Origin of the sequence: Curtobacterium salicis (genome assembly GCF_011759505.1) — a bacterium.
GTDB lineage: Bacteria > Actinomycetota > Actinomycetes > Actinomycetales > Microbacteriaceae > Curtobacterium > Curtobacterium salicis.
Genome location: NZ_JAAOYO010000003.1, coordinates 151,179 through 175,982 on the forward strand (window position 1 = coordinate 151,179; position 24,804 = coordinate 175,982).

The following is a 24,804-nucleotide window of genomic DNA, read 5'->3' on the forward strand; positions in this document are numbered from 1 at the left end:
CTGCTCAGGAGCCCATCGTGGACGACCACTTGGCCGCCAGGACCTTCGCGGCCGCGGTCACCTGGGCGTCGGTCAGCTCGACGGAGTCCTTCGGCGCACCACCGGCGGCCTGCAGCGCGTCCTCGTCGACCTTGCCCGACTTCTCGAGCGCGGCGAGGGTCGACGGGAAGGCGCCGGCCTGCAGGTACAGGTTCTGGGCGTCTGGGCTGGCGATGTACTCCTGCCACAGGCGGGCGGCCGCGGGGTGCGGGGCGTCCTTGTTGATCGCCTGCGAGTAGTACGAGCTGAGCGCCTGCCCCTCGGGGACGACCGTCTTCCAGTTCTTGTTGCCCGACGCACCGGCTGCCGGGCCCCAGGCCAGGTTGTTGTAGGACCACTGCACGACGACGGGGGTCTCACCCGAGGCGACCGTGGCCTGCGACGGCAGCACGTTCTGGAAGTTGCCGGCCTGCTTGAGCTTGCCGAAGTAGTCGACGCCCTTCGTGATGTCGTCGGCCGAGCCGCCGTTCTCGAGCGCCGCGAGGTAGACCGCGCTGGCGGCCTGGTTCGCCTGGGTGGGGTCACCGGCGATCGAGACCTTGCCCTTGTACTCGGAGCCGAGCAGGTCGCTCAGGTCCTTCGGGGCGTCCGAGATCTTCGACGAGTCGTAGCCGATCGACATCAGTCCCGTGTAGTCACGGGTCCAGGCGCCGTCCTTCTCCTTCAGGTCCGTGGGGATGTCGCTCCAGTTCGCGACCTTGTAGTCCGTCAGGAGACCGAGGTTCTGCTGCAGCACCGCGTTGCCGAGGTCGAACACGTCCGGGGCGGTGTCCTGGCCCTTCTGCGACTTCGCGGCGGCGACCTCCTCGGCGCTCGACCCGTTCGGGTTGGCGGAGTTGATCGTGATGCCGTACTTCTTCGTGAAGCCGTCGATGATCTTGCCGTAGTTCGCCCAGGTCGGCGGCAGCGCGATGACGTTGAGCTGCCCCTCCGCCTTCGCGGCCTTCACCAGGGCGTCCATCCCGCCGGCGCCCTGCGCGCTTGTGGCGGTCTTCCAGTCCGCGTCGCCGCTGCTCGTCGAGGCGGAGCTCGTGGCCGAGCAGCCGGCGAGGGTGACGACGGCCGCTGCGGCGAGGGCCAGTCCGGTGACGATGCGCTTGTGGTGCACGGGGTGCCTTCCGTCTTCGGGTCCGGCCCGTCGGGCCGGTCCGGCTGGGAGCGCCGGTCGGGACGATCGTGGACGCGGCCGGTTTCCGGTCCGTGCTCGAACGGTGAACGGTGGCAGAACAGCGCGTGCGCCTGTACGGTTCTGCGTGATCGCCACCAGCCGGGTGATCGAGCAGCCGGGAGGCCCGCATGGAGTTCACGACGACCGTCCTGCAGGCGCGGGTCAACGCCACCGGGCTGCCCGTCCCGCCCGAGGTGATCGAGGCGCTGGGCTCCGGCAAGCGCCCGGCCGTGGTGGTCACCATCGACGGTGGCTACACCTACCGCTCGACGGTCGGCGTGATGGGTGGACAGTTCCTCGTGCCGCTGTCCGCCGAGCACCGGACCGCCTCCGGCATCGTCGCCGGGCAGACCGTGACGGTGTCGCTCGAGGTGGACGCGCTCCCCCGCACGGTCGACGTGCCCGCGGACCTGGCGCAGGCGTTCGGTGACGCCGGGGTCCGCGCCGCGTTCGACGCGCTGTCGGCCTCACGGCAGCGGGCACTCGTGGACCCGGTGGAGCAGGCGAAGGCGCCGGAGACCCGCGCGCGGCGGGTCGAGAAGGCGGTCGAGTCGCTCCGCGGGTGACCGTGTCGACTGGCATGATGTACCACATGCCAGTACCGCTCGGGGTGGTCCGCTTCCGCGCCTACCGCCGCTACGAAGCCCTCCGAGTCGAAGCCAGCAACGCCCTCATGGGGCTCCTCGCGGGCGCGCAGCTCTCGAACCACCTCCTCCAGCTGAACCGCGGTTCCGACCGGCTCCTGCCCGAGGTGTACCCGAACGTGCCGCACATCCGCCGCTTCAACCTCACGGCCGAGGCAGCGAGCGACATCCTCGCCGAGGCGGACGTCCACCTCGGCGCGATGAGCATCGCCTACGTCCTCGCGCTCCACGAGGACTCCCTGAAGACCTGTCTGGGCATGGCTGCGGACGCCGGACTCATCTCACGCCGACGAGCTCGAGAGACGCCGTCAGCCGGGCAGCACGAGGCGCTGCAGCTGGCGTGCGGGTCGCGTATCGACGGCTTGCCCCTCGAGCAGTTGGCGGTCCTGCGCAGGATGCGGAACGCGGTCATCCACGACGGCGGTCGGATGGACCAGGGTCTCGTGGACGCCGTGTCCGCCCTGTCCCCGGCCGCGGTGTCGGCCTGGACGAAGGCCTCGGGGAGCGATCCCACACGACTGGAGAAGGGCGACGTCCTCCGGCTGGGCCACGGTGAGATGCTGCTGGCGCTCGCCGTCACCAAGGCGATCGATCGAGCGTGCAACGGTCTGCTGCAGATCGGGCTTCCGCGAGACCACTGGATCCGCGAGGCGGTCGACGACGCATTGACCGAGCACCCGCAAGCGGGGCATGCTGCCACGGTGCTGCGGAAGTGCCATGGGTTCGCTCGTCATCACTACGGGCCACTGAGGCTCGCCCGCGCCGAAGTCGAATCCGAACTCGCTCGTCGCCGCGAGTGCTGAAGGCAAAACGGGGCTCTACTCGTTGAGCTACGTGCCAGGACTTGCACCTGGGTCTCCGCGTTTCTGTGGGGATTCCGGTCGTGATCCGGAAGCGGCCTGCACCGATCTCCTGCTCGAAACGGTACCAGCATCGTCGCCACCTGCCAACGCTGAGGACGGGGGTCTAGGCGCCGAACTCGACCAGGACGCGCGGGATCTCGCCGAGCAGTTCGCTGGCCAGGTAGCCCATCGGCCCGACCTGCACCGCCAGTCGGTCCCCTGCGGCGGCATGCACCTGGGTCGCCCACACGCTCGCCTGCGCGACGTCCGCGCCGCGGGCGAGCAGTCCGGTGATGGCGCCGGAGAGGACGTCGCCGCTACCGCTGGTGCCGAGGCCCCCGGCGCCGGTGCCCTTCGCCCAGGCGCGACCGTCCGGAGCGGCGATGATCCCGCCGAGGGAGACGACCGCCCCGAAGCGTCCGGCGATCTCGGCCGCGTCGGTGTGGTCGTCGGAGCAGTCCCGGCCGAGCAGCCGTTCGGCCTCGCCGGAGTTCGGCGTCATCACCAGTCGGCCGCGGAGCGGTGCGAGTTCGTCGACCAGGTCGGCGGCCACCCCGAGCGCGAAGGCGTCGAGGACGACGACCGTCTCGTCGCCGACCGCGGCGGCGAGGCCGGCGACGAGGTCGCGGCTGCCCTCGGGTTCGTCGAGCCCGGGCCCGACGAGCACGGCGTCCGCGGACCCGAGGTCGTCCGTCAGGCTCTGGATCGCACCGACCGCGACGTGGCCGCCGTCGTCCTGGGCGAGCGGCTGCACGCCGGACTCGGGCAGGGCGACCGCGACGTGCAGGGCCACGCTCTCGGCGACGGCGAGCGTCAGACGTCCCCCGCCGACACGGAGGGCTGCGGTGGCGGAGAGCATCGCGGCGCCCGGCGTCTTCGCGGCGCCGCCGACGACGAGCACCTGACCGCGGCCGTACTTGCTGCCGCCGACCTCGGGCAGGGGCCACTCGCGGAGCAGGTTCGGGGTGACGGGGGTGGGTTCAGACACGGGCGTCGTCCTTCCGGCCTTCGTGTTCGGTGACCGTGGCGCCGGGGTCCTCGTCGAGGTGTCCGGTGCCGGAGAACTCCTCGAGCGTCCACGGACCGCCGAGGGCGTCGCGGCGGAGTCGGGTGAGCGAGGCGTTCGCGACCGTGTGGTCCTCGGCGAAGGCCATGAGTTCGGGCTCGTCGAGGTCCAGGCACACGGCGATGGCGAGCATGACGACGGCGTCGTGGGCGGCGATCACCAGACGGTCGGTGTCCTCGATGCGGTCGACGTCGGCGAAGAGCGTGCGCAGTCGGAGCATGACGTCGACCCAGGACTCACCGCCGGCCGGCCGGTGGTAGTACTTGCCGAGCCACTGGCGCCGCTGCTCCTCGTCGGGGTGCAGGTTCGCGGACCCGGTGCGGGTGAGTCGGTCGAGGACGCCGAGTTCCCGGTCGCGCAGACGTTCGTCGACGCGGCGCGGGGGTTCGGTGAGGCCGCCGGCCTCGAGCGCGATGCCGATGGTCTGCTGTGCTCGGCGGTAGGGCGAGACCCAGAGCGCGACGGGCACGTCGTCGACTCCGCGTTCGGCGAGTTCGGCGCCGAGCGCCCGGGACTGCTCCTCGCCGAGGGGGCTCAGCGGGACGTCGGCGTCCCGGTGGTCGACCTCGATGACGTCGGCGCCTGCGGCTTCGGCCTCGGCTGCTGCGACGTTCGCGGTGGACTCGCCGTGACGGACGAGCCAGATCTCGGTGACGGCCATGGTCGTGACGCTAGCCGGGAGGCGCTGGACCGGTTCACGGGCGGGCGCCGCCGGGCAGGCATCGCCGGGCAGCCACTCACGGCCAGGGCACGCAGCACACGACACCGCCCGTCCGGAGACGAGCGGTGCCGTGTGTGGTGCGGGTGGTGTGACCCGGTGTCAGACGCGGGCTGCGCGACGACGGCGGGCGACGACGGTCAGGACGATACCGGCTGCCAGCAGCACGCCGGCGATGCCGAGCGGGACCGTCGGGTCACTGCCGGTGAAGGCCAGCGTCCCGGTGGGGGTCCGGCCGTTGCCCGTGCCGATGCCGACGGCGGTCGGGCTGTCGGTCGGGGTCGTGCCGGCCGGGGTGGTCGGCGTCGGGCGGGGTGCCGGGGTGGTGGGCGTCGGCGAGGGAGCCGGCACGGTCGGCGTCGGTGTCGGCGTCGGCGTCGGTGTCGGCGTGGGGGTCGGCGTGGGTGTCACGACACTGACCGTGACGACCTGGGTGTCGGCCGGTCCGGTGCCGTTCGAGGCGGTGATCGTCACGGTCGAGGAACCCGGGGCGGTCGGGGTACCGGAGATGACCCCGGTGGTGCTGTCGATCGTCAGCCCGTCCGGCAGGCCCGTGGCGGTGAAGGTCGGTGTCGGCGTCCCGGTCGCGGTCACCGTGTAGCTGTACGGCTGGCCGGTGGTCGCGTCGGTGGGGGTCCCGGAGGTGATCGTCGGAGCGACGGGCGTCGGGGGCGTCGTGGGCGGCGGGCAGCTCTGCGCCGGGGTGATCGTGTTCGTGTCGAGCGTCACGGCGCCGTTCAGTGCGAGCAGCCGTCCCTGGACCGTCGCTCCGGTGACCGCCGTCACGGAGGTGTTCGCGAGGACGGTGCCCTGGAACTGCGAACTGGTCTGGATGGTCGCGGAACTGCCGACCTGCCAGAAGACGTTGCACGAGCTCGCGCCACCGGTGATGAGGATCTTGCTGTTCGTCCCGACCTTCAACGTCGACGCCGCCTGGAACACCCAGGTCGACTTCGCGTCGCCGTTCAGCGTCAGGGTGCTGTTGTCCGACAGGTTCAGCGCGCCACCGGAGTAGACCCCTGGGACGAGCGGTGCGCGGTTGTCGAGGTCGGTCACATCGACGCCGTTCGGCGTCAGGGACGCAGCGGTGTTGTACGCCGTGCGGGCGTCCCGCACGGCGGGGGCGGCGTCTGACTCGGTCCGGACGGTGCCCGTGACGACCGCTTGGTCGAACCCGGTGATGGATGCAGCCGGTGGGCCTCCGACGTCACCGTTGACCACGGACGTCCCGGTGTTCGAGATGGCGCTGGTCCCCAGCACGGCGTAGGTCGCAGCGGTCCCGAGCTTGACAGGCCCGTCGATCTCGGTGGCGGCGGAGGCACCGGACGACGCCATGAGGACGAGCGACGCCGAGATGCCGAGCGCGGCGCCACCCGTCAGGACTCTGCGGAGGAACGGGGACGTGGCCATGGAGGGCACCTGACTGCGAGGGAGAGGCACAGTGCGACCGTCGACGACGTCCGCATGATCTCCGTCTCGGCAGTATGCGCTCGATGCGCCCTGATCAGGGAAGAAGCCGGAAAACGCGGGGCCCGACGGACACACTCCCAGGCTGTGGGACCGTTCACGCCCGATCGGGGTGCAAGCGTGCCCCCAATCGTGGGGACACCCGACGCCGACGGTCGTTCCGCGGGTCGGCACGCGCGAGCGGCGCCGGACGGGTGCACCCAGAGCCCCGTCCGGCGCCGCGGTCTCGCGTCCGGCCTACGCTCGCCGGACCCGCAGGGTGACGAGCTCGAAGGGCCGCATGGTCAGCACCACCGGCGCCCCGTCGTCCCACCGCACGGCAGCTCCGGCACCGTCGTCGAGCGGGCGTTCGAGCAGGTCGACCCGGGTCACCCCGGCGACGTCGAACCCGAAGTCGACGCCGACGCCGGTCGCCCGGCCGCCGAGTGCTTCGTAGAGCCGCACGACGACGTCGCCCGAGCGGTCCTCGGCGAGCTTCACGGCCTCGACGAACACCTGCGGCGACGACACCGTCACGAGCGGCTCCACGACGCTGTCGCCCGGCACGGCGCGCACCGGCAGGTTGAGCCGGTACCCGGAGTCCGCCGCGTCGAGCACCGAGGCGCCGACCCGCAGCACGGTGCGGAACACGTGGTGGCCCTGGTCGGCCTCGGGGTCGGGGAACTTCGGCCCGCGCACCAGCGACTCCCGCACCTGGGTGGTGGTGCCGCCGTCGGCGCGGGTCCGTCGCGTGACGTCGTGCCCGTAGGTGGAGTCGTTCGCGACCGCGACGCCGAACCCCGGCTCGGCGACGTGCACCCAGCGGTGGGCACTGGTCTCGAACCGGGCGAAGTCCCACGAGGTGTTCTGGTGCGTCGGCCGGTCGATGTGCCCGAACTGGATCTCGCTCGACGCCTGGTCGGCCTTGAGGTCGAGCGGGAACGACAGCTTGAGGAGCTTCTGCTGTTCGTGCCAGTCGGCCTCGGTCTCGACGCCGAGTTCCGGCTGCCCGTGGGTCGCGGTGTACCGGGTGGTGACGGTGGAGCGGCCGAACGGGCGGACCACCACGAGGGCGTCCCCCTCGACGGTGACGCTCGTCGCCTGCAGCACCGACCCGTGTCGCTGGTAGGCGCGGTCGATGTCCCACGCCTCCCACTGGTTCGGGGTGTCCCGGAACACGGTGTACTCCGCTGCGGCCTCGCCCGGCGCGACGGCGTCGCGGCCGCTGGCACGGTCGACGAGCGAGACGACGTGCCCGTCGGCGTCGACGGTCGCGGTGACGACGCCGGTGTCGAAGACGAAGCGGTCGCCGACCCGGACGGGAGGCACGGGTCGCGCCGCGTCCACCGGCTCGGCGCCCAGCGCGCGGACGCCGTCGGCCGCGACCGGGGACGCGTTGAACCGGACCTGCGTGGCGGCGGCGGGCGTGCCTCCAGGCCGGTCAGCGGTGTCGGAGTCCGGACCACCGCTGGCGAGGGCGGTCGTCGCGGTGCCGATCAGTTCCTCGAGGACCCTGGCGACGCGGGCGTACTCGGCCTCGGCGTTCTCGTAGACCCAGGCGATCGACGAGCCGGGCAGGATGTCGTGGAACTGCTGCAGCAGCACGGTGTGCCAGGCGGACTCGAGTGCGTCGTACGGGTACTCCTGCCCGAGGCGGACGGCCGCCGTCGACGCCCAGAGCTCGGCCTCGCGGAGCAGGTGCTCGGAGCGGCGGTTGCCCTGCTTCGTGCGGATCTGGGACGTGTACGTGCCGCGGTGGAACTCGAGGTACATCTCGCCGGACCACACGCCGGGGGTGGGCAGCTGGCGCTCGAGCTCCCCGAACACCTGCGCCGGTGTCCCGAGCTCGACGCGGGGTGAACCGTCGAGGTCGTGCTGCCGGCGGGCGGCGGCGACCATCTCGCGGGTGGGGCCGCCACCGCCGTCACCGAAGCCGTAGAGCAGCATCGAGGTGTTCGCGACACCGCGCTCCTTGTTGTTCCGCTCCCCGCGGTGCAGGTCGGCGGGCGAGACGTCCGAGTTGTAGGTGTCCGCCGGCGGCAGGTGGGTGAGGACCCGGGAGCCGTCGATGCCCTCCCAGAGGAACGAGGTGTGCGGGATGACGTTCGTCTCGTTCCACGACGGCTTCTGCGTGACGAACCACTTCGACCCCGCGGCGCGGACGATCTGCGGCAGGGCGCCGGTGTAGCCGAACGAGTCGGGGAGCCACGCCTCGGGGGTGTAGATGCCGAACTCCTCGAGGAAGAACCGCTTGCCGGCGACGAACTGACGCGCCAGGGCCTCGCCACCGGGCAGGTTCGTGTCGGACTCGACCCACATGCCGCCGACCGGGATCCACCGGCCCTCGGCGACGCGCTGCTTGATGCGGGCGAACACCTCGGGGTACTCGTCGCGGATCCAGGCGTACTGCTGCGCGGAGGAGCAGGCGAACGTGAAGTCGGGGTCCCGGTCCATCAGGTCGAGCACGTTCGAGAAGGTGCGGGCGCACTTTCGCTTCGTCTCCCGCACCGGCCACAGCCAGGCGGAGTCGATGTGGGCGTGCCCCACGGCGATCGCCCGGTGGGCCGAACCGCTGGCGGGGACGGCGAGCGCGTCGGCCAGGACGGCCCGGGCGTCGGCGGCGGTGCCGGCCACGTCGTCGGGGTCGAGTGCGTCCGCGGCCCGTTCGAGCACCCGGAGGACGTCGGCGCCGCGGGTGCCGTCGGTCGGCAGCTCCGCCATCAGGCCGCGGAGCACCCAGAGGTCCTGCTGCAGCTCCCAGACGGTGTCGTCGCGTTCGACGACCTCGAGTGCGCGGAGCCGGTAGATCGGGACGTCGCCCGCGGTGTGCTTCGAGCCGAGCGGGGTGGCGCCCTGGAACGAGTCACCGCCGATGTCCGGGTTCGCGCCGGCCTCGATGTACAGCGTGAACGACTCCCCCGGGCCGACCTGCAGCGGCACGCTGTCGTTGAGCGGCTCGATGGCCTTGATCGTGGAGCCGTCCGGACGCCAGGCGAGCCCCTCGGCCTGGAACCCGGCCTGCCGCTTCGTGAACCCCAGGTCGACGTGGAGTTCGGCGGTGGTGCCCTCGGTGGTGCCGAAGTCGGCGGGGACGGTGCCGGTCACCTTGAACCAGGTGGTGCCCCACGGCCGGCCGCCCCACGGGGAGCCGACGGAGAAGGGTTCGTACTGCTGGGTGACCGCCTCGGCGAACGGCACGGGTTCGTCGGGGACCTGCCAGGCCTCGATCGTGACCGGCGAGGCGCGGCGGTGGACGTTCGGGTCGACGCGGTCCCGCACGAGTCGTGCGATCCGGGCCTCGACGAGGGGTTCGTCCTGGTGCATGGAGCGGTTCCTTTCAGAGCGCGGGCGCTGCGGTGCGCCCGCGCGCGTGGCGTGCGGAGGTGGGTGGTGCGGACCGTCAGCCCTTGATGCCGCCGGCGAGGGCGTTGCCGCCGCCGAGGCCCCGGGACACGAGCACGTAGAGCGCGATGACGGGCACCGAGTAGACGATCGAGAACGCGGCGAGCTGCCCGTAGGCCACCGCCCCGTTCTGCCCGAAGAAGTTGAAGATGCTCACCGCGGCGGGCACCTTGTCGGGCGAGAGCAGCAGGACGAAGGGGACGAAGAAGTTCCCCCACGCCTGGATGAACACGAAGATGAAGACGACGGCGATGCCCGGGCGCATCAGCGGGATGACGATCCGCCACAGCGTCGTGAACATCGACGCCCCGTCGGTCCAGGCCGCTTCCTCGAGGGAGATCGGGACCGCGTCCATGAAGTTCTTCGCCATCCAGATCGCCATCGGCAGGCTGGTCGCGGCGAGGAAGAAGATGCAGCCGTAGATGTTGTCGATGAGGTTGAGCGACACGAACAGCGCGTAGACGGGCACCATCATCGCGGTGATCGGCAGGCCGGTGCCGAACAGGATGCTGTACAGGAACGGCTTGTTGACGCGCATCTTGTACCGGGACAGCGGGTACGCGGCGAGGATCGCGACGACCACCGTGACGACCGCCGTCCCGCCGGAGAGCAGCAGGCTGTTGGCGAGCGGGATGAACGACAGCTCCGGGGTGAGCACCTTCGTGAAGTTGTCGAGGGTGAACTGCGACGGCAGCTTCACCGACAGCGAGGCCTGGGCGTCGAAGGAGGCGAACACGAGCCAGAGCAGCGGCACCGCGAAGCACACCGCGATGACGAGCAGGACGGTGTTCGCCACCCAGCGCATGGTGCGGCCGCGCGGGGAGGTCATGTGGAGGGACCCCGGTGCGGTCACCGAGCGGGTCGTGGTCTGGTCGAGGGTCGGGGCTGTGATGGCCATCAGTCCACCTCCGGCTTGAGCGCGCGGATGTAGATGATCGAGAAGACCGCCCCCACCACGAGCAGGATGGTCGCGATCGCCGTCCCGAAGCCGAGCTGCGAGAACTTGAACGCCTCCTGGTACGCCAGGATCGGCAGGGTCGACGAGTTGGTGCCCGGGCCGCCACCGGTCATCACGAAGATGAGGGTGAAGACGGACAGCGTCTGCAGCGTCGTCAGCATGAGGTTCGTGGAGATGCTCCGGCGGATCACCGGCAGCGTGATGAAGACGAGTCGCTGCCAGCCGGTGGCGCCGTCGACCTCGGCGGACTCGGTGATCTCCTCGGGGACCTCCTGCACGGCGGCCGAGTACACGAGCATCGAGAACGCGGTCCCGCGCCAGATGTTCGCCAGGATGATCGCCACCATCGGGTACGTGTAGAGCCAGTTCGCACCGGTGATGCCGAACACCGACAGGAACGAGTTGAGCGTCCCCTCGTCGTTGAAGAACGCGTACGCCGCGAACGACGCCACGATCTCGGGCAGGACCCACGCCGCGACGACGAAGGTGCCGACGACCGAGCGGACGACCCTGTTGGCCGAGCGCATGAGGAGCGCCAGACCGAGTCCGAGCACGTTCTGCCCCACGACCGCCGAGGCGAGCAGGAACACCACGGTCAGGATGACGGACTTCGGGAAGTCCTTGTCCTGGAAGAGCTCGATGTAGTTCTTCATGCCGACGAACTGCTGGTCGGCAGCGCCGGCGCCGGTCAGGGCGGAGTTCGTGAACGACCCGTAGAACGAGGAGATGACGGGGCCGAGCAGGAAGACGACGAGCAGGACGAGCGCCGGCAGGAGCGGGACGGCCCGGCCGACGTTGCGGAGCGGCTTGCGCTTCCGCGGGACGGGTGGGTCGGTGCGTCTCGGCGCACCGGGCGCCGGGACCACCGGCGCGAGGGGAGTGCTGGTCATGCTGGGTGCCTTCCAGAACAGCTCACGGTGATGAGGGGACGGACGGGAGGCGCGGTGCGGGCTGGCACCGCGCCTCCCGTCCGACGGTGGTCGGATCAGGGCCGGTCGCGTCAGCGCGCGGCGACCGTGTTCTCCTTGCCGACCACACCGACCACGGCGTCGTCGTAGGCGGCAGCGGCTTCCTTCGGCGACTGCTGTCCGGTCATCACCGACTCCATGGCGACCTGGATGGCGTTCGAGATCTGCGAGTAGTCACTCGTGGCGGGGCGGAAGTTGGTGTGCTCCACCAGGCCCGAGAAGAACTTGAACGTCGGGTTGGCATCCGTGTACGCGGTGTCGTCGGCGACGTCCTTGCGGACCGCGATCTGGCTGTTCTCGGTGTCGTACTTCAGCGAGCCGTCCTTGCTGAGGAAGGTGGTGATGAAGTCGAACGCCGCCTGCGGGTTCTTCGACTTGGCGCCCACCGCCAGGGTCCAGCCGCCGGACATGCTGTTGTAGCCGGGCTCCTGACCGTTCTGGGTCGGCATCGCGGCCTGGCCCATCACGTCGTTCCACTCAGCCCACGGCGCGGTGCCGGACTTCAGCCAGGTGCCGGACTGCCACGAGCCGTCGAGGTCGATCGCGAGCTTGCCCTTCGGCAGCCACGTCTGGGCGATGGTCGTGCCGACGTTGGTGTCGAGTGCCTGCTGCGGTGTCGGGCCGAGTCCGCCCTGGTAGACGTCCTTCACGAACTGCAGCGAGTCCTGGAACTGCTTCGAGCCCGTGACCCACTTCTTGTCCTTGTAGAGCGTGTTGCCGGAGCCGTCCGCGCCGTACAGGAGCATCTCGAAGCCCTGCATGGTGGACGCTTCGCCCTGCGCCTTGCCCGAGTACATGTTGAACGGGATGGTGTCCGGCGACTTGTCCTTGATGGTCTTCGCGGCGGCGAGCACGTCGTCCCAGGTCTTGGGCTGCCACGGAACGGGCAGGCCGACCTCCTTGAAGATGTCCTTGTTGTACCAGAGGGCCCGGGTGTCGGTGCCCATCGGGACGCCGTAGACCTTGCCGTCGTCACCCTGCCCGGCCTGCTTCGCGTTGTCGAAGAACTGGTCCCAGTCCTTCCACTTCGCCGTGTACTCGTCGAGCGGCAACAGGTACCCGGCCTCGGCGTCCGCCTTGACGAGGAACGTGTCCTCGTACATGACGTCCGGCGCGGTGGCGGGCGCCTTGTTCATGAGCGCGAGCTTCGTGTAGTAGTCGTTGCCCTGGGCCTGGATCGGGACGAGCGTGACCGTCTTGCCCGGGTTGTCCTTCTCGTACTCCTTCTTGACGACCTTCATCTGGGCGTCGAGCTGCTGGAAGGCACCGTACTTCTGGTACGCGATCTTGATGGTGTCACTCGAGGCGGACCCCGAGCTCGAGCAGCCGGCGAGGCCGACCGCGGCGACGGCCACGGCTGCGAGTCCGGCGATGATGCGGGTGCGTTTCATCGGTGCTCCTTTGCACGGGTGAAGGTCGCGGACTCCGTTGCCCGCGTTGCTGGTTTAGTCCATCGTATGGATTTGAACGTTGTCAAGACATGGGCGGAAAGTGCGTCCGGTTCGTGACCTGCTGCGCGGCGGGCGGGGGCGCGCGCCGAGGCTCGCCTGTGCGGACAGGACTCGCGGCGCGGAGGCCGCGGTGCGTCCGCCAGGGCGAGGCTCGGTGCGCGGGCGACGGACGGGAGGCGCCCCACCGGCTGGTGGGGCGCCTCCCGTCAGTGGGTGGTGCGGCTCCCGGTGGTGCGGCTACTCGGCGGTCCGCCGACGGCGGCGGGCGACCAGCAGGCCGGCGCCGAGCGCGAGGAGCAGGAGCGCCGCCGCGGTGCCCGAGGCGAGCTCGGCACCCGTGAACGCCAGCTGCCCGGCCCCCGCGGCCGTGATCGTGATCGGCGCCCATCCGATCAGGGCACCGTCCGCTCCGACGACGGCGATCCGGTGCGCGCCGACCGTGGTGCCGGCGGGGATGGTGACCTGGACCGAGCCGTCCGCGGCGACGACCGGGGTGCCGAGCAGGACCGGGGCCGAGTACAGGTACACGGCGACGCGTTCACCGGCGTGCTCGCGGCCCATCGTGACCGTGATCGTCTGGCCGGCCCGGGCCGAGGCCGGGGCGCTGATGCCACCGCGGTTCGCGCCCGTCAGGGACGACTCGTCCGGCGCACCGGGCGTGGCCGGCGTCGACGGGCTCGGGGCCGACGGGCTCGGCGACGGAGCCGGCGTGGTCGGTGCCGGGGTGGGCTCACCGCCGCCGGGGACCGGAGCCGGAGTCACACCGCCGTCACCGGGGGTCGGGGTCGGAGCGGTCTCCTCGGTGCACGGGAACGTGCCGGTGCGGAGGGAGGAGCCGTCGGTGTCGTTGTCGTCGGCGTAGAACGTGGCCCGCTCGCCGTCGGTGCAGACGTCCGAGATCGCGAAGCCCTCGTTGGCCAGGTCACGCGCCGCGCCGGAGGGTGCGTCGTACACGGTCGCCGCGGTGAACGCACCGTCCTGCAGGTCGAACAGGGCGCTGCGGCCGGCGCAGGCGTCGTCGCAGACCACCCAGAGCGCGTCGAGCGTCGGGTCGAACTGGACCTCGGCGACGACGGCGAACGGGGTGGCGATCGTCGCGATCCGCTTCGACGACCCGTCGTCCATCAGGGCGTAGGCGTACACGCTCGCGGTGCCCTCGACGCCGACGAAGAACAGCCCGTCGCCGTGCCCGGAGTACCGCGTCGGCGCGTAGGCCGCGCCGGTGCTCTCGTCGACGAAGCCCTGCTCGGTGAGCCAGGAGTCCGGCACCCAGGTGACGCCCTCGAGTCCGGCGTTCGCACCGAGCCCCGGGAAGTCGCCGGCGAGGTTCCACTCGTCCGTGGCGTTCAGCGTGCGCTCCGAGCCGTCGTCGGTGGCGAAGCGCAGGACCGCGGGACGGCTGGTCGAGGACCGGTCGTTGTCCCGCTCGGTCGACACGTAGACCGCGCCGGGGTCGTCCGCGGTGACGGTCACGCCCTCGGCGTCGGGGGTGCCGGAACCGTCGGCGTAGCGCAGCGTCGTGCCCGCCGCGTTCGACGGTGCCCAGCCGCCCGAGCCGTCGGAGACCATGCGGTAGAGCAGCCCGTCGCCGTTCTGCACGCCCCACAGCACGCCGCCGCCGACGGCTGTGCGGGACGACTGCCAGTCGAGGCCGCTGAGGTCACCCGAGAAGGTGTCCGCGTCGTCGAGCACCCGCTCGTCGGGGCCGCCGGGCCAGGGCTCGGCGGTGACGACGCCGGCGAAGGCGTTCGCGGTGCCCTTCGTCGCCGTGGACGTCTGGGCGAAGTCGCCGATGCCGTCCGGGTTGCGGCCGTACGTCACGTCGGCGTGCTTCGTCCAGCTCGTCGAGTCGACGAGGACACCGGCCGGGGTCGAGAGGCGTGCGGAGTCCGCGCCGCCGAGCCCGAAACCGAAGTCGGCCTCGTCGAGGACCGTGAACCCGCCCGGGGCGATGGTCGTGCCGGCCGGGATCGTGTACGCGTGGGTGTCGTCGTCGTCCTGGAACACGTACCCGCCGAGGTCGACCGCCGTCGTACCGGTGTTGGTCAGCTCGACCCAGTCACCCGGGGTGCCGTCCTTCGACTCGACCTCGTTGATGCGGATCGGCGAGGAGCAGTCGTTCGCCGCACCCTTCGTCGAGCTGGTCGTGTCGACGAGTGGGCCGGTGCCGTCCGGGCAGCGGCCGTACGTCACGTCGGCGTGGGTCGTGTACGCGTACGACAGGACAGGGGCGCCGGTGGTGTCGAAGAAGCGGACCTCGTCGGGGTTGCCCAGGCCGAAGTCGAAGCCGTCCGCGGTGGCCGACTCCTGGTCGACCACGAGGTACCCGCCGGGTGCGACGACGCTGCCGGCCGGCAGGACGTACCGGGTGTGCTTGTCGCTGTCGTCGAGCATCGACCAGCCGCTGACGTCGGCGGCGACGGTCGCGGTGTTGCGGAGCTCGACCCAGTCGGTGTCGTCGCCGTTCGACTCGACCTCGTTGATGACGATGCCGTTCGCGGCAACGGGTGCGACCGGCACTGCGGGTGCGACCGGGGTGGCGGTCGGTGCCGGGGCGGCGGAAGCCGGTGCGACCGCGAGGACGCCGGCCGCGACGGCCAGGCCGGTCGCGATCGTGGCGCCGAGACGCAGGGCGGGAGAGCGCATGGAGGTCCTTCGGTGTCGGGGAACCTGCACGACTGTTCAGCATCCACGGAACCGCCCGGTGACGCCCGGGTGAACGGACGGGGTCAGCGGGGGCGGCGCTGGCCGAGCCTCGGCCCCGCGGACACCTTTCGCGCTCGAAGCGCCGCAGGATGTCCGCCAGCGCGAGCCTCGGCGACGCGACGACGCGACGACGCGACGACGCGACGACGACGGCTCAGTGCGCGATGAGCATCGTGCTCGCCCGGGGCGACAGGGCCGCGTCGAGCACCAGGCACGCCGCCCCGACCGCGGCGACGTCGGTCCCCCGCCGGCTCTCGACCACGGTCACCGGGTGCTTCGGCACGAGGATCGGCGAGCCGGTGATCGCCGCCGTCGCAGCCGGGAGGGCCGCGGTGCTGATCCGCGACCAGAACGGTCCGCCGAACACCACCCGGTCGAGGTCGAGCAGGTTCACGATGACGACGACGGCCCGGCCCATCACGGTGCCGATCTCCGCCGCGAGGGTCGTCGCGGCCGGGTCCCCCGCGGCGATGGCGGTACCGAGGGTGTCCCAGGCCCGGTCGACGGCCGCCAGGTCCACCGCGATGCCGTCGCCGTCCGCCGCGACGGCCGGACCACCCGCGGGGAGTCCGTCGCCCAGGGCGATCCCGCGCTCGAGGGCGATCCGCACCAGCCGGTCGGGCATCACCGTCGCCCCGACTTCGCCACGCGTGCCGTCGCCGTCCGCGGTCCCGGCGAGGGGCCCCTGGTCGACCATGATGTGCCCGGCGTCGCCCGCGTTCGCTCCGGAGCCGCGGACGGGCTCGTGGTCGATGACGAGCCCGACGCCGAACCCGGTGCCGAAGTAGACGAACGCGAAGTCCCGGGCCGCCGCTCCCCGTTCGAGGAACATCTCGCCGACGGCCGCCGCGGTGACGTCCTTCTCGAGGAGCACCGGGTAGCCGGTGGCGTCGCCCAGGGCGTCCCGGAGCGCGACGTCCCGCCACCGGGGCAGGAACGGCGGGTCGAGCACGATGCCGGCCGCCGCGTCGATCGGCCCCGGCGAGGCGATGCCGACCCCGAGCACGCTGTCCGGGGCGACCCCGGAGCGGCGGACCAGCCCGTCCACGGCGGCGGCCATCGTCCGGACCACCTGGTCCGGGTCCTCGGCGTTCGGGGTGGAGGTGGTGGCCTCGGCGACGACCGCGCCCGCCAGGTCGAGCAGCACGTAGGTGACGACCGCGGGGTCGACGTGCACCCCGACGGCGAAGCGGCTGCGTGCCTCCAGTCGGAGGATCGTCCGCGGCTTGCCACGACCCGACACGACCGTGCCGGACTCGACGATCATGCCGGCGTCGATGAGGAAGCGGGTGACGTTGGAGACGGTCTGCGGGCTGAGGCCGGTCCGGGCGGCGAGCTCGACGCGACTCAGGCCGTCGCGCGACCGGCGGACGGCGTCGAGCACGACCGTGCGGTTGAACCCGCCCAACGACGGCAGGTTCGCCCCCCGCCGATGCTCCGCCATCTGGCGACCATACCGCCGGTGACATGCGCGGTGCGACGGCGTCCGTGTGACCTCCACCCGGTCCGCGCTGGCTTCTCACCCGCCTGCACCGTTAGCCTGACCGACATGACGGACCTCCGCCTCGAAGAACTCTCCGCAGCGACCGCCGCCGCGGCCAACTCGCTGACGCTGAAGCCGGGGCAGGAGCAGTTCGTCCAGCCGACCTCGTACGCGCAGGCCGAGTCGGACGTCAAGCCGAGCGCCTCTTGGCCCCGCGTCGTCCTCGACGGGGACGAGGTCGTGGGCCTCATCATCGGCAGCTTCGACGCCGAGAACGCGCAGGAAGAGCTCCGCAGCTGCATCTGGCGCGTCAACGTCTCGGCGACCGCGCAGGGCCGCGGCGTCGGTCGCTTCGCCGTCCACGGACTGGCGGAGGAAGCCCGCAAGCGCGGGTTCGAGCGCCTCACCGTCGTCTACGAACCGGGCACCGGCAGCCCTGAGGCGTTCTTCGAGGCCATCGGCTTCACGGTCGTCGGCGAGACGCAGTACGGCGACCACTTCGCAGCCCTGACGCTGTAGTGCCGGACCCGGTCGACTTCGGGGCCGAGGTCGCCGCGGTCGTCCGCTCGATCCCGCCCGCGCACGTCATGACCTACGGCGACGTCGCCGCGGTGCTCGGCTCGCGTGCGTCCCGCGCGGTCGGCAAGGTGATGGCGCACGAGGGCTCCGACCTGCCGTGGTGGCGCGTCGTCCGCGCCGGCGGGCTGCCGCCGGCGCGCCACGAGGCGCGCGCCCTCGAGCAGTACCGCGTCGAGGGGACGCCGCTGCGGTGGTCGCGGGACGGTGCGTCCTGGAGGCTCGACATGCCCCGGGCGCGCTGGTCACCGCCCGAGGACGGCTGGCCCGAGGACGACTGGCGCGAGGACGACGGACTGCCGGAGGGCTAGCGCTTCCGCGTGGTCGCCGCCGCGCCGGGCAGCAGGTCGAACCGGGTGCCCTTCGGGTTCGACGGCAGCAGGAACAGCACGAACAGCACGAGTGACCCGATGCCCGGCAGCACGTGCAGGAACTGCCAGAAGCCGGACCGGTTCGCGTCGTGCAGTCGTCGTGCGCCGAGGGCGAGCCCGCCGACCAGGGTGACGACCGCCCACAGCACGAACAGGTACGAGCCGACCGGGTTCTCGAGCAGCGGGGCGTCCGGGGTGAACGCCTGCGGCACGAGCTGCAGCACCAGGCCGATCGCGAAGGAGGTCAGCCACCACCACCAGAACTCGGAGCGCGACGCCCGGCCGGTGAACACGGTGTACTTCCGCCAGAACCGTCGGACGGCCTCCGTGAAGGGTGCCCCGACGAACGGATCGCGCAGGGCGACACCGCCCGGCTGCACGTCGTCCGACTGTCCGTCGTTGTGGCTCATCCCCCAAGCATCCCATCCCGGAACGCACATCGCGCCCCGTCCGGACGGGGCGCGATGTGTGTGCGGCGGCGAGGACGGACTAGACCAGCGAGTCCCGCCAGGCGGCGTGTAGCTGGGCGAACCGGCCGGTACCCGCGATGAGGTCGGCGGGCGTGCCGTCCTCCACGATCCGGCCGTACTCCATCACGAGCACCCGGTGGGCGATCGCGACGGTCGACAGGCGGTGCGCGATGATCACGGCGGTGCGGTCGGCGAGCAGGGTCTCGAGGCCCTCCTGCACCAGGCGCTCCGACGGGATGTCGAGCGACGCCGTGGCCTCGTCGAGGATGAGCACCTTCGGGTCGGCGAGGAACGCCCGGGCGAACGACAGCAGCTGACGCTGCCCGGCCGACACGCGGCCGCCCCGCTTGTTCACGTCGGTGTCGTACCCGTCCGGCAGCGCCATGATGAACTCGTGCGCGCCGACGGCCTTCGCCGCCGACTCGATGTCCGCACGCGATGCCCCCGGTCGGCCGAGCTCGATGTTGTCGGCGACCGAACCGGAGAACAGGTACGCCTCCTGCGTCACCATGACGATGGCGCGGCGCATGTCCTTCGGGTCGAGGTCCCGCAGGTCGACGCCGTCGAGCGTCACGGTGCCGGAGGTCGGGTCGTAGAACCGGGCCATCAGCTTAGCCAGCGTCGACTTGCCGGCACCGGTCGACCCGACCAGGGCGATCGTCTGCCCGGACGGGATGTGCAGATCGAACTCGGGCAGGACCACCCGGTCGGCCGTGTACGCGAACTCCACGTGGTCGAAGTCGATCCGACCCCGGGCGTCCGGCAGCTTCGTCGGCTTCGCGGGGTCCGGCACGCTCGGCCGCTCCTCGAGGACGCCGGAGATCTTCTCCATCGCCGCGGAGGCCGACTGGTAGCTGTTGTAGAACATCGCGAGTTCCTGCGCCGGGTCGAAGAACCGCTTGGCGTACAGCGCGACCGCGAGCAGCGCGCCGATCTCCAGCGATCCGCCGACGACCCGGAAGCCGCCGACGATGACGACGGCGGCCAGGGTGGCGTTGCCGATGAGCACCAGGCCCGGGTCGAAGATCCCGAACAGGTTGAACACGCGGGCGTTCGCCTGCCGGTTCAGCTCGACCTGGGTGCCGTACTCGGTCTCGTTGCGGGACTCCTTGCGGAAGGCCTGCACCGCCCGGATGCCCGTCATCGTCTCGACGAAGTGCACGATCACGCGGGCGCTGGTCGTCCGGGTGGAGCGGAACAGCTGCTGCGAGCGCTGCTGGAACCACCGGGTCAGGAACCACAGCGGCACCAGGGCGATCGCGAGCACCAGGCCCGAGGTCGGGTCGAGGAACACGAGCGCCACCGCGGTGAACACCATGTACAGCACGCCCTGGATGAGCTGGTTCAGCCCGGAGTCGAGCAGCTCGCGGATGGAGTCCAGGTCACTCGTCTGCCGCGAGATGATGCGCCCGGACGTGTAGGTCTCGTGGAACTCGAGCGACAGCCGCTGCGTGTGCAGGAACACGCGCTTGCGGAGGTCGAACAGGATCGCCTGACTGATCCGCGCCGCGAGCACCGTGTACCAGGCGGTGAGGACCGCACCGACGATCGCGATCGTGATGTACAGCCCGACGACGAGGAACGCCGGCATCCAGTCGTCCCGGTCGAGCACGGCGGGCAGGGCGTTGTCGATGCCCCACGCGATGAGCGTCGGGCCGGCGACCTGTCCACCGGTGGAGAGCACCACGACGACCGCGATGCCCCAGAGTCGGGCCTTGAGCGGCGACGCGAGGGAGCTGAGCAGCGTCAGCGACCGGCGGCGTAGCCGACGGCTCTCGGCCTTCGTGAAGTCCTCGCGCTCCTCGCCGCGCGTGCCGTGCACGGTGATCGACGCGGTGACGGGCGCTGCCGCCTCGGCCGCCTGCGTGCCGGTGCCGACCTGCGCGATCGGCACCGCCCCTCCCGGCTCCTGATCGACGGTCACGGGCCGGTCCTGGTCGGTCTCGTTGCTCATGCCATCGCCTCCTCTCGGTCCTCGGCGTCGTCGTCGTCGAGCGACGAGATGACGAAGCGGTAGTGCTCGTTGGTGGCCATCAGCTCCGAGTGGGTGCCGACAGCGGTGACGCGCCCGTTCTCCATGAGGGCCACGCGGTCGGCGAGGGTCACGGTGGACGGACGGTGGGCGACGATGAGCGAGGTCGTCTCGGCGAGGACCCGGCGGAGCCCGGCCTCGACGCGTGCCTCGGTGTCGACGTCGAGCGCGGACAGCGGGTCGTCGAGGACGAGCACGCTCGGCCGTGCCGCGATCGCCCGGGCGAGTGCCAGACGCTGCCGCTGGCCGCCGGAGAGGGACAGTCCCTCTTCGCCGACACGGGTGTCGACGCCTTCGGGCAGGTCGTCGACGAAGGACGCCTGCGCGATGTCGAGCGCCTCACGCATCACCCGGTCGGCCTCGGCACCGGACAGGTCGGGCCGACCGAGCAGGACGTTGTCGCGGACGCTGGACGAGAAGAGCGTGGCGTCCTCGAACGCGACCCCGACGTGGCGGCGGAGTTCGGCGCGGGTGAGGTCGCGGACGTCGACGCCGTCGATCGTGACCGATCCCCCGGTCACGTCGTACAGCCGCGGGACGAGCGAGAGCAGCGTCGTCTTGCCGGACCCGGTGAGCCCGACGAGCGCCATCGTCTCGCCCGGTCGCAGCTGCAGCTCGACGCCGTTCACCAGGTCGGGGAACTGCGGCGGGGAGTCCTGGTAGCGGAAGTGCGTCGCGTTGAACGACAGCGCTCCGTGCGGCTCGGCGATGGTCTTCGGCGCTGCCGGGTCGGTGATCGTGTTCTCGGAGTCCATGACCTCGAAGAACCGGTCGACGGCGGTGCGGGTGTCGAACGTCATCGACAGGAAGAAGCCGATCGACTCGATCGGGAAGCGCAGCACGGTCGCCGTCGCGAAGAACGCGAACAGCTGGCCGACGCTCAGCTCCCCCTGGCTGGCGAGCCAGATGCCGGCGAGCAGGCAGAGCGCGAACGCGACGTCCGGCACGAGCAGCAGCCAGAACCAGATCGCGGCGATCGCCTTGGCCTTCTCGATCTCGGTGCCGCGCAGCTGTTCGGCCTGCTCGGCGAACTCGTCGAGCTTGTACCGGCCCCGACCGAACGCCTTGAGCACGCGGATCCCGTGCACCGACTGCTCGACGCTCGTGGCGAGGTCGCCGACCTGGTCCTGGCTGCGTCGGGCGACGACCGAGTACTTCCGCTCGAACAGGACGCTGTTCACCCAGACCGGGATCGACGCCACCAGGAAGATCAGGCCGAGCTGCCACCCGAAGGTGAACAGGACCCCGAACCCGATGACGATCGTGACGACGTTGACGACGAGCAGCACGATCCCGAAGGCGAGCCAGCGACGGATCAGGGACAGGTCGGACACCGAGCGGGACAGCAGCTGCCCGGACTCCCACCGGTCGTGGAACGCGACGGGCAGGTCCTGCAGCTTGGCGTACAGCGCGTTGCGCATGCTCGCCTCGATCCGGGTCGACGGTCGCATGACCATCTTCCGGCGGGAGGCGATGAAGAACGCCTCGAGGACGCCGAGCGCCAGCACGCCGAGGCCGGCGGGCCAGATGCGGCTGCCGTCACCGGACGCGAGCGGTCCGTCGACGAGTGCCTGCAGCACGTACGGGATGACGAGCGCGACGACGGAGGCGCCGAGCGCCGCCAACATCCCGCCGAGCAGCCGCCATCGGTACGGCTTGACGTAGGGCCAGATGCGCGCGATGGCGCGAGCGGTGGATGGGCGCGCCGGTGTCGGCGCCGGTTCCCGGTGGGGTACCTGGGACATGCGTGTGCGTCCTCGTGCTTCGTACGGGCACCGGTGCGGTCAGGTTGCGTCTGACCGGACGGGAGGCCCGGGGTGCGTTGCGTGGTCTGGTCGGCCGAGCGCCCGCTCGGGTCCACCGCGACGGTGTCACGGGGTCCTCGGGTTGCGTCGACGCCGCTGGTACGGCGTCGCCCGTGGGGCGGGTGGGGCCGGTCGTGCCGCCTAGGCGGACGGCGGTGTCGGGACGCCGGGAGCGGCCGTGCCGATGGACGTCGATCGCGTCCGGGCAGCCGTTGCGGTGGTGCCGGTCGTCGTGTCCATCGTCACTCCAGTCTCGTCGTCGTCACCGTCGTGCCCGCGGTGCTGCCGACCTGAGAAGTCGTCAGCGATGAGGTCGCGGAGCCTTGCAGACTATCGGCACGCACTCCCAGGACGCAACCAGGATCGCGTGCTGGTTGCACCCCGGGCGACACGAGGCCGGACTGGACTCAGTGGAAGAAGTGGCGTTCCCCGGTGAAGTACATCGTCACGCCGGCGGCCGTCGCGGCCTGGATGACCTCGTCGTCGCGGACGCTGCCGCCGGGCTGGGCGACGGCTCGGACCCCGGCGTCGAGCAGCACCTGCAGGCCGTCGGCGAACGGGAAGAACGCGTCCGATGCCGCGACCGAACCGGCGGCGCGGTCCCCGGCCCGGTTCACCGCGAGGTGGCACGAGTCCACCCGGTTGACCTGCCCCATGCCGACGCCGACGCTCGCACCCTGGTTCGCCAGGAGGATCGCGTTCGACTTCACCGCACGGCTGGCCTTCCACGCGAACGCCAGGTCCGCCAGGGTCTGCTCGTCGGCGGGCTCGCCGGAGACCAGGGTCCAGCTCGACTGGTCGAACGTCGTGAAGCGGTCGGCGTCCTGCACGAGGAACCCACCGGAGATCTGCTTGACCTCCTGCTCGGCGAGCGCGAAGTCCGCCGGCAGCGTGAGCAGACGGATGTTCTTCTTGCGGGACAGGACCTCGAGCGCCTCCGGGTCGAAGGCGGGGGCGACGACGACCTCGGTGAAGATGTCGGCGATCGTCTCGGCCATCCCGCGGGTCACCGTCCGGTTCGCCGCGATGACCCCGCCGAAGGCCGACAGCGGGTCGCACGCGTGGGCGGCCGCGTGCGCCGAGGCGATCGGGTCGCCGGCGTCGGGTGCTGCGACCGCGATGCCGCAGGGGTTGGCGTGCTTGATGATCGCGACGGCCGGCTCCGTGAAGTCGTACGCGGCACGGACGGCGGCGTCGGCGTCGACGTAGTTGTTGTACGACATCTCCTTGCCGTGCAGCTGCGTCGCCTGGGCGATCCCGGTGCCGTCCGTGCTCGTGTAGAGCGCGGCGGACTGGTGGGCGTTCTCGCCGTAGCGGAGCGTCGTGGCGTGGTCGGCGGAGAACGAGAGGTGCTCCGGGAACGCGCTCGGGGCCTCCTGGCCGGCGGCAGCGGACGGACCGGACGTGTCGGACGTTCCGGACGGGGCGACGACCTCGGACGCGAAGTAGCTGGCGACCGCGGTGTCGTAGGCCGCGGTGTGGCCGAAGGCCTGCGCCGCGAGACGCTTGCGGAGCTCGAGGGTCGTGCCGCCCGCGCGGACGGCTTCGACGACCTCGGCGTAGGACGACGGCGACACCACGATCGCGACGTTCGGGTGGTTCTTCGCCGACGCGCGGACCATCGCCGGGCCACCGATGTCGACGTTCTCGACCACCGTCGCGGTGTCCGCTCCGGACGCGACCGTCTCGACGAACGGGTACAGGTTCACGACGACGAGTTCGAACGCCGCGATGCCGAGGTCCGCGAGCTGCTGCTCGTGCGACTCCAGGCGCAGGTCCGCGAGGAGGCCCGCGTGCACCGCCGGGTGCAGCGTCTTCACCCGCCCGTCGAGCGACTCCGGGAAGCCCGTGACGCTCGCGACGTCCGTGACGGCGTACCCGGCGTCGCGGATGGTCTGCGCGGTGGAGCCCGTCGAGACGAGTTCGACACCGGCGTCGGCGAGCGCGCCGGCGAGCTCGAGCAGCCCCGACTTGTCGCTCACCGAGACGAGGGCTCGACGCACGGGCACGACGTCCCGGTCGCGGTACAGGCTGGGGTCGGCGGCGTGCACGCTCATGCGGGGGTGGTGCCCTTCAGGTCGATGTGTCCGTTGGCGATGTCGAGGACGGTCTGGATGAGCAGCCGACGTTCGACGGGCTTGATGCGGTCGTGCAGCGTCGACTCGGTGTCGCCGGGCAGGACCGGGATGCGCTCCTGCGCCAGGATCGGTCCGCTGTCGACGCCGTCGTCCACCGCGATGACGCTCGCACCGGTCTCGGTGACGCCGGCGGCCAGGGCATCCCGGACGCCGTGCGCCCCGGGGAACTCCGGCAGGTACGCGGGATGCGTGTTGATGACCGAGGGGCCGAACTCGGCGACCACCGCGGGCGGCAGGAGACGCATGAGCCCGGAGAGGACCAGGAGGTCCGGCGTCCACGGGCGGATCTGCTCGGCGAGCGCGGCACCCCACTCGGCACGGGTGGCGTACCGCGTGAACGGCACCGTGAAGGTCGGGATCGAGTACTCCTCGCCGAGCTGCAGGCCCTCGGCGTCACGGTCCGCCCCGATCGCGACGACGCGGGCGGGGTACTCGGCATCGCGGGTCGCCTCGAGCAGGGCTCGGAGGTTCGACCCGGTACCGGAGATCAGGACGACCAGTTCGAGCACGGGGACAACCCT

At 71.3% G+C, this 24,804-nt stretch carries 19 protein-coding genes; 4 read left to right on the forward strand and 15 right to left on the reverse strand.

Translation table 11 applies throughout. From position 1 onward, the window contains the following. Positions 1 to 4: 4 nt before the first annotated feature. Positions 5 to 1,147: an ABC transporter substrate-binding protein gene (locus E9228_RS09235; protein ID WP_166780301.1), complete on the reverse strand. Its 1,143-nt coding sequence runs from the start codon at positions 1,145 to 1,147 to the stop codon at positions 5 to 7. A 188-nt stretch (positions 1,148 to 1,335) separates the two neighbouring features. Here E9228_RS09235 and E9228_RS09240 point away from each other — a divergent pair, with 188 nt between their 5' ends. Together E9228_RS09240 and E9228_RS09245 are read left to right on the forward strand one after the other, a co-directional pair. Then, on the forward strand, positions 1,336 to 1,773 hold the full coding sequence (locus E9228_RS09240) for a YdeI/OmpD-associated family protein (protein ID WP_166780302.1): 438 nt from the start codon (positions 1,336 to 1,338) through the stop codon (positions 1,771 to 1,773). A gap of 26 nt (positions 1,774 to 1,799) precedes the next feature. Next, positions 1,800 to 2,654 carry a hypothetical protein gene (locus E9228_RS09245; protein WP_166780303.1) on the forward strand — a complete coding sequence of 285 codons (855 nt, stop codon included), beginning with the start codon at positions 1,800 to 1,802 and terminating at the stop codon, positions 2,652 to 2,654. A 163-nt stretch (positions 2,655 to 2,817) separates the two neighbouring features. Here E9228_RS09245 and E9228_RS09250 read toward each other — a convergent pair whose 3' ends face one another. From E9228_RS09250 to E9228_RS09290, 9 genes are all read right to left on the reverse strand, one after another. Continuing rightward, positions 2,818 to 3,681: an NAD(P)H-hydrate dehydratase gene (locus E9228_RS09250; protein WP_166780304.1), complete on the reverse strand. Its 864-nt coding sequence runs from the start codon at positions 3,679 to 3,681 to the stop codon at positions 2,818 to 2,820. Then, on the reverse strand, positions 3,674 to 4,420 hold the full coding sequence (locus E9228_RS09255) for a histidine phosphatase family protein (RefSeq protein WP_166780305.1): 747 nt from the start codon (positions 4,418 to 4,420) through the stop codon (positions 3,674 to 3,676). Before E9228_RS09255 ends, E9228_RS09250 begins: the two co-directional genes overlap by 8 nt. 159 nt (positions 4,421 to 4,579) lie before the next feature. Then, complete coding sequence (locus E9228_RS09260; RefSeq protein ID WP_166780306.1) at positions 4,580 to 5,887, reverse strand: ice-binding family protein; 1,308 nt, start codon at positions 5,885 to 5,887, stop codon at positions 4,580 to 4,582. Between the two features lie 294 nt (positions 5,888 to 6,181). After that, entirely contained in the window at positions 6,182 to 9,247 is a 3,066-nt protein-coding gene (locus E9228_RS09265; protein ID WP_166780307.1) for an alpha-mannosidase, read from the reverse strand. A 76-nt stretch (positions 9,248 to 9,323) separates the two neighbouring features. After that, positions 9,324 to 10,154, reverse strand: coding sequence for a carbohydrate ABC transporter permease (locus E9228_RS09270; protein ID WP_166780812.1), 831 nt, complete (start codon positions 10,152 to 10,154; stop codon positions 9,324 to 9,326). 68 nt (positions 10,155 to 10,222) lie between these two features. Beyond that, positions 10,223 to 11,173: a carbohydrate ABC transporter permease gene (locus tag E9228_RS09275; RefSeq protein ID WP_166780308.1), complete on the reverse strand. Its 951-nt coding sequence runs from the start codon at positions 11,171 to 11,173 to the stop codon at positions 10,223 to 10,225. A gap of 110 nt (positions 11,174 to 11,283) precedes the next feature. Continuing rightward, the gene (locus E9228_RS09280) at positions 11,284 to 12,642 is read right to left on the reverse strand and encodes an extracellular solute-binding protein (protein WP_166780309.1); all 1,359 of its coding nucleotides are present in this window, start codon (positions 12,640 to 12,642) and stop codon (positions 11,284 to 11,286) included. A 297-nt stretch (positions 12,643 to 12,939) separates the two neighbouring features. Further along, on the reverse strand, positions 12,940 to 15,348 hold the full coding sequence (locus tag E9228_RS17330) for a lamin tail domain-containing protein (RefSeq protein ID WP_166780310.1): 2,409 nt from the start codon (positions 15,346 to 15,348) through the stop codon (positions 12,940 to 12,942). A 214-nt stretch (positions 15,349 to 15,562) separates the two neighbouring features. After that, positions 15,563 to 16,852 (reverse strand): ROK family transcriptional regulator, encoded by a 1,290-nt coding sequence (locus E9228_RS09290; RefSeq protein WP_166780311.1) that lies wholly within the window; start codon positions 16,850 to 16,852, stop codon positions 15,563 to 15,565. A 105-nt stretch (positions 16,853 to 16,957) separates the two neighbouring features. On the opposite strand from E9228_RS09290, the gene E9228_RS09295 reads away from it, so the two are divergent. Both E9228_RS09295 and E9228_RS09300 read left to right on the forward strand, forming a co-directional pair. Further along, positions 16,958 to 17,410: a GNAT family N-acetyltransferase gene (locus E9228_RS09295; RefSeq protein ID WP_166780312.1), complete on the forward strand. Its 453-nt coding sequence runs from the start codon at positions 16,958 to 16,960 to the stop codon at positions 17,408 to 17,410. Continuing rightward, the gene (locus tag E9228_RS09300) at positions 17,410 to 17,778 is read left to right on the forward strand and encodes an MGMT family protein (protein ID WP_166780313.1); all 369 of its coding nucleotides are present in this window, start codon (positions 17,410 to 17,412) and stop codon (positions 17,776 to 17,778) included. Before E9228_RS09295 ends, E9228_RS09300 begins: the two co-directional genes overlap by 1 nt. Here the strand turns inward: E9228_RS09300 and E9228_RS09305 are convergent. The 5 genes from E9228_RS09305 to purN form a co-directional block, all read right to left on the reverse strand. Continuing rightward, entirely contained in the window at positions 17,775 to 18,248 is a 474-nt protein-coding gene (locus tag E9228_RS09305) for a DUF805 domain-containing protein (RefSeq protein ID WP_166780314.1), read from the reverse strand. The two genes, E9228_RS09300 and E9228_RS09305, sit on opposite strands and share 4 nt — an antisense overlap. Before the next feature lie 79 nt (positions 18,249 to 18,327). Then, complete coding sequence (locus E9228_RS09310; protein WP_166780813.1) at positions 18,328 to 20,136, reverse strand: ABC transporter transmembrane domain-containing protein; 1,809 nt, start codon at positions 20,134 to 20,136, stop codon at positions 18,328 to 18,330. Between the two features lie 122 nt (positions 20,137 to 20,258). Further along, on the reverse strand, positions 20,259 to 22,085 hold the full coding sequence (locus tag E9228_RS09315) for an ABC transporter ATP-binding protein (protein WP_166780315.1): 1,827 nt from the start codon (positions 22,083 to 22,085) through the stop codon (positions 20,259 to 20,261). A gap of 467 nt (positions 22,086 to 22,552) precedes the next feature. Next, complete coding sequence (purH, locus tag E9228_RS09320) at positions 22,553 to 24,202, reverse strand: bifunctional phosphoribosylaminoimidazolecarboxamide formyltransferase/IMP cyclohydrolase (protein WP_166780316.1); 1,650 nt, start codon at positions 24,200 to 24,202, stop codon at positions 22,553 to 22,555. Then, positions 24,199 to 24,792 (reverse strand): phosphoribosylglycinamide formyltransferase, encoded by a 594-nt coding sequence (purN, locus tag E9228_RS09325; protein WP_166780317.1) that lies wholly within the window; start codon positions 24,790 to 24,792, stop codon positions 24,199 to 24,201. Before purN ends, purH begins: the two co-directional genes overlap by 4 nt. Positions 24,793 to 24,804: the final 12 nt, after the last annotated feature.

Bases quoted from the DNA above. Each gene is read 5' to 3' on its own strand.
- E9228_RS09280 (WP_166780309.1), bottom strand. From the start codon at position 12,642: ATGAAACGCACCCGCATCATCGCCGGACTCGCAGCCGTGGCCGTCGCC.
- E9228_RS09240 (WP_166780302.1), top strand. From the start codon at position 1,336: ATGGAGTTCACGACGACCGTCCTGCAGGCGCGGGTCAACGCCACCGGG.
- E9228_RS09305 (WP_166780314.1), bottom strand. From the start codon at position 18,248: ATGAGCCACAACGACGGACAGTCGGACGACGTGCAGCCGGGCGGTGTC.
- E9228_RS09275 (WP_166780308.1), bottom strand. From the start codon at position 11,173: ATGACCAGCACTCCCCTCGCGCCGGTGGTCCCGGCGCCCGGTGCGCCG.
- purH (WP_166780316.1), bottom strand. From the start codon at position 24,202: ATGAGCGTGCACGCCGCCGACCCCAGCCTGTACCGCGACCGGGACGTC.
- E9228_RS09245 (WP_166780303.1), top strand. From the start codon at position 1,800: ATGCCAGTACCGCTCGGGGTGGTCCGCTTCCGCGCCTACCGCCGCTAC.
- E9228_RS09265 (WP_166780307.1), bottom strand. From the start codon at position 9,247: ATGCACCAGGACGAACCCCTCGTCGAGGCCCGGATCGCACGACTCGTG.
- E9228_RS09260 (WP_166780306.1), bottom strand. From the start codon at position 5,887: ATGGCCACGTCCCCGTTCCTCCGCAGAGTCCTGACGGGTGGCGCCGCG.
- E9228_RS09270 (WP_166780812.1), bottom strand. From the start codon at position 10,154: ATGACCTCCCCGCGCGGCCGCACCATGCGCTGGGTGGCGAACACCGTC.
- E9228_RS09290 (WP_166780311.1), bottom strand. From the start codon at position 16,852: ATGGCGGAGCATCGGCGGGGGGCGAACCTGCCGTCGTTGGGCGGGTTC.
- E9228_RS09315 (WP_166780315.1), bottom strand. From the start codon at position 22,085: ATGTCCCAGGTACCCCACCGGGAACCGGCGCCGACACCGGCGCGCCCA.
- E9228_RS09255 (WP_166780305.1), bottom strand. From the start codon at position 4,420: ATGGCCGTCACCGAGATCTGGCTCGTCCGTCACGGCGAGTCCACCGCG.
- E9228_RS17330 (WP_166780310.1), bottom strand. From the start codon at position 15,348: ATGCGCTCTCCCGCCCTGCGTCTCGGCGCCACGATCGCGACCGGCCTG.
- E9228_RS09295 (WP_166780312.1), top strand. From the start codon at position 16,958: ATGACGGACCTCCGCCTCGAAGAACTCTCCGCAGCGACCGCCGCCGCG.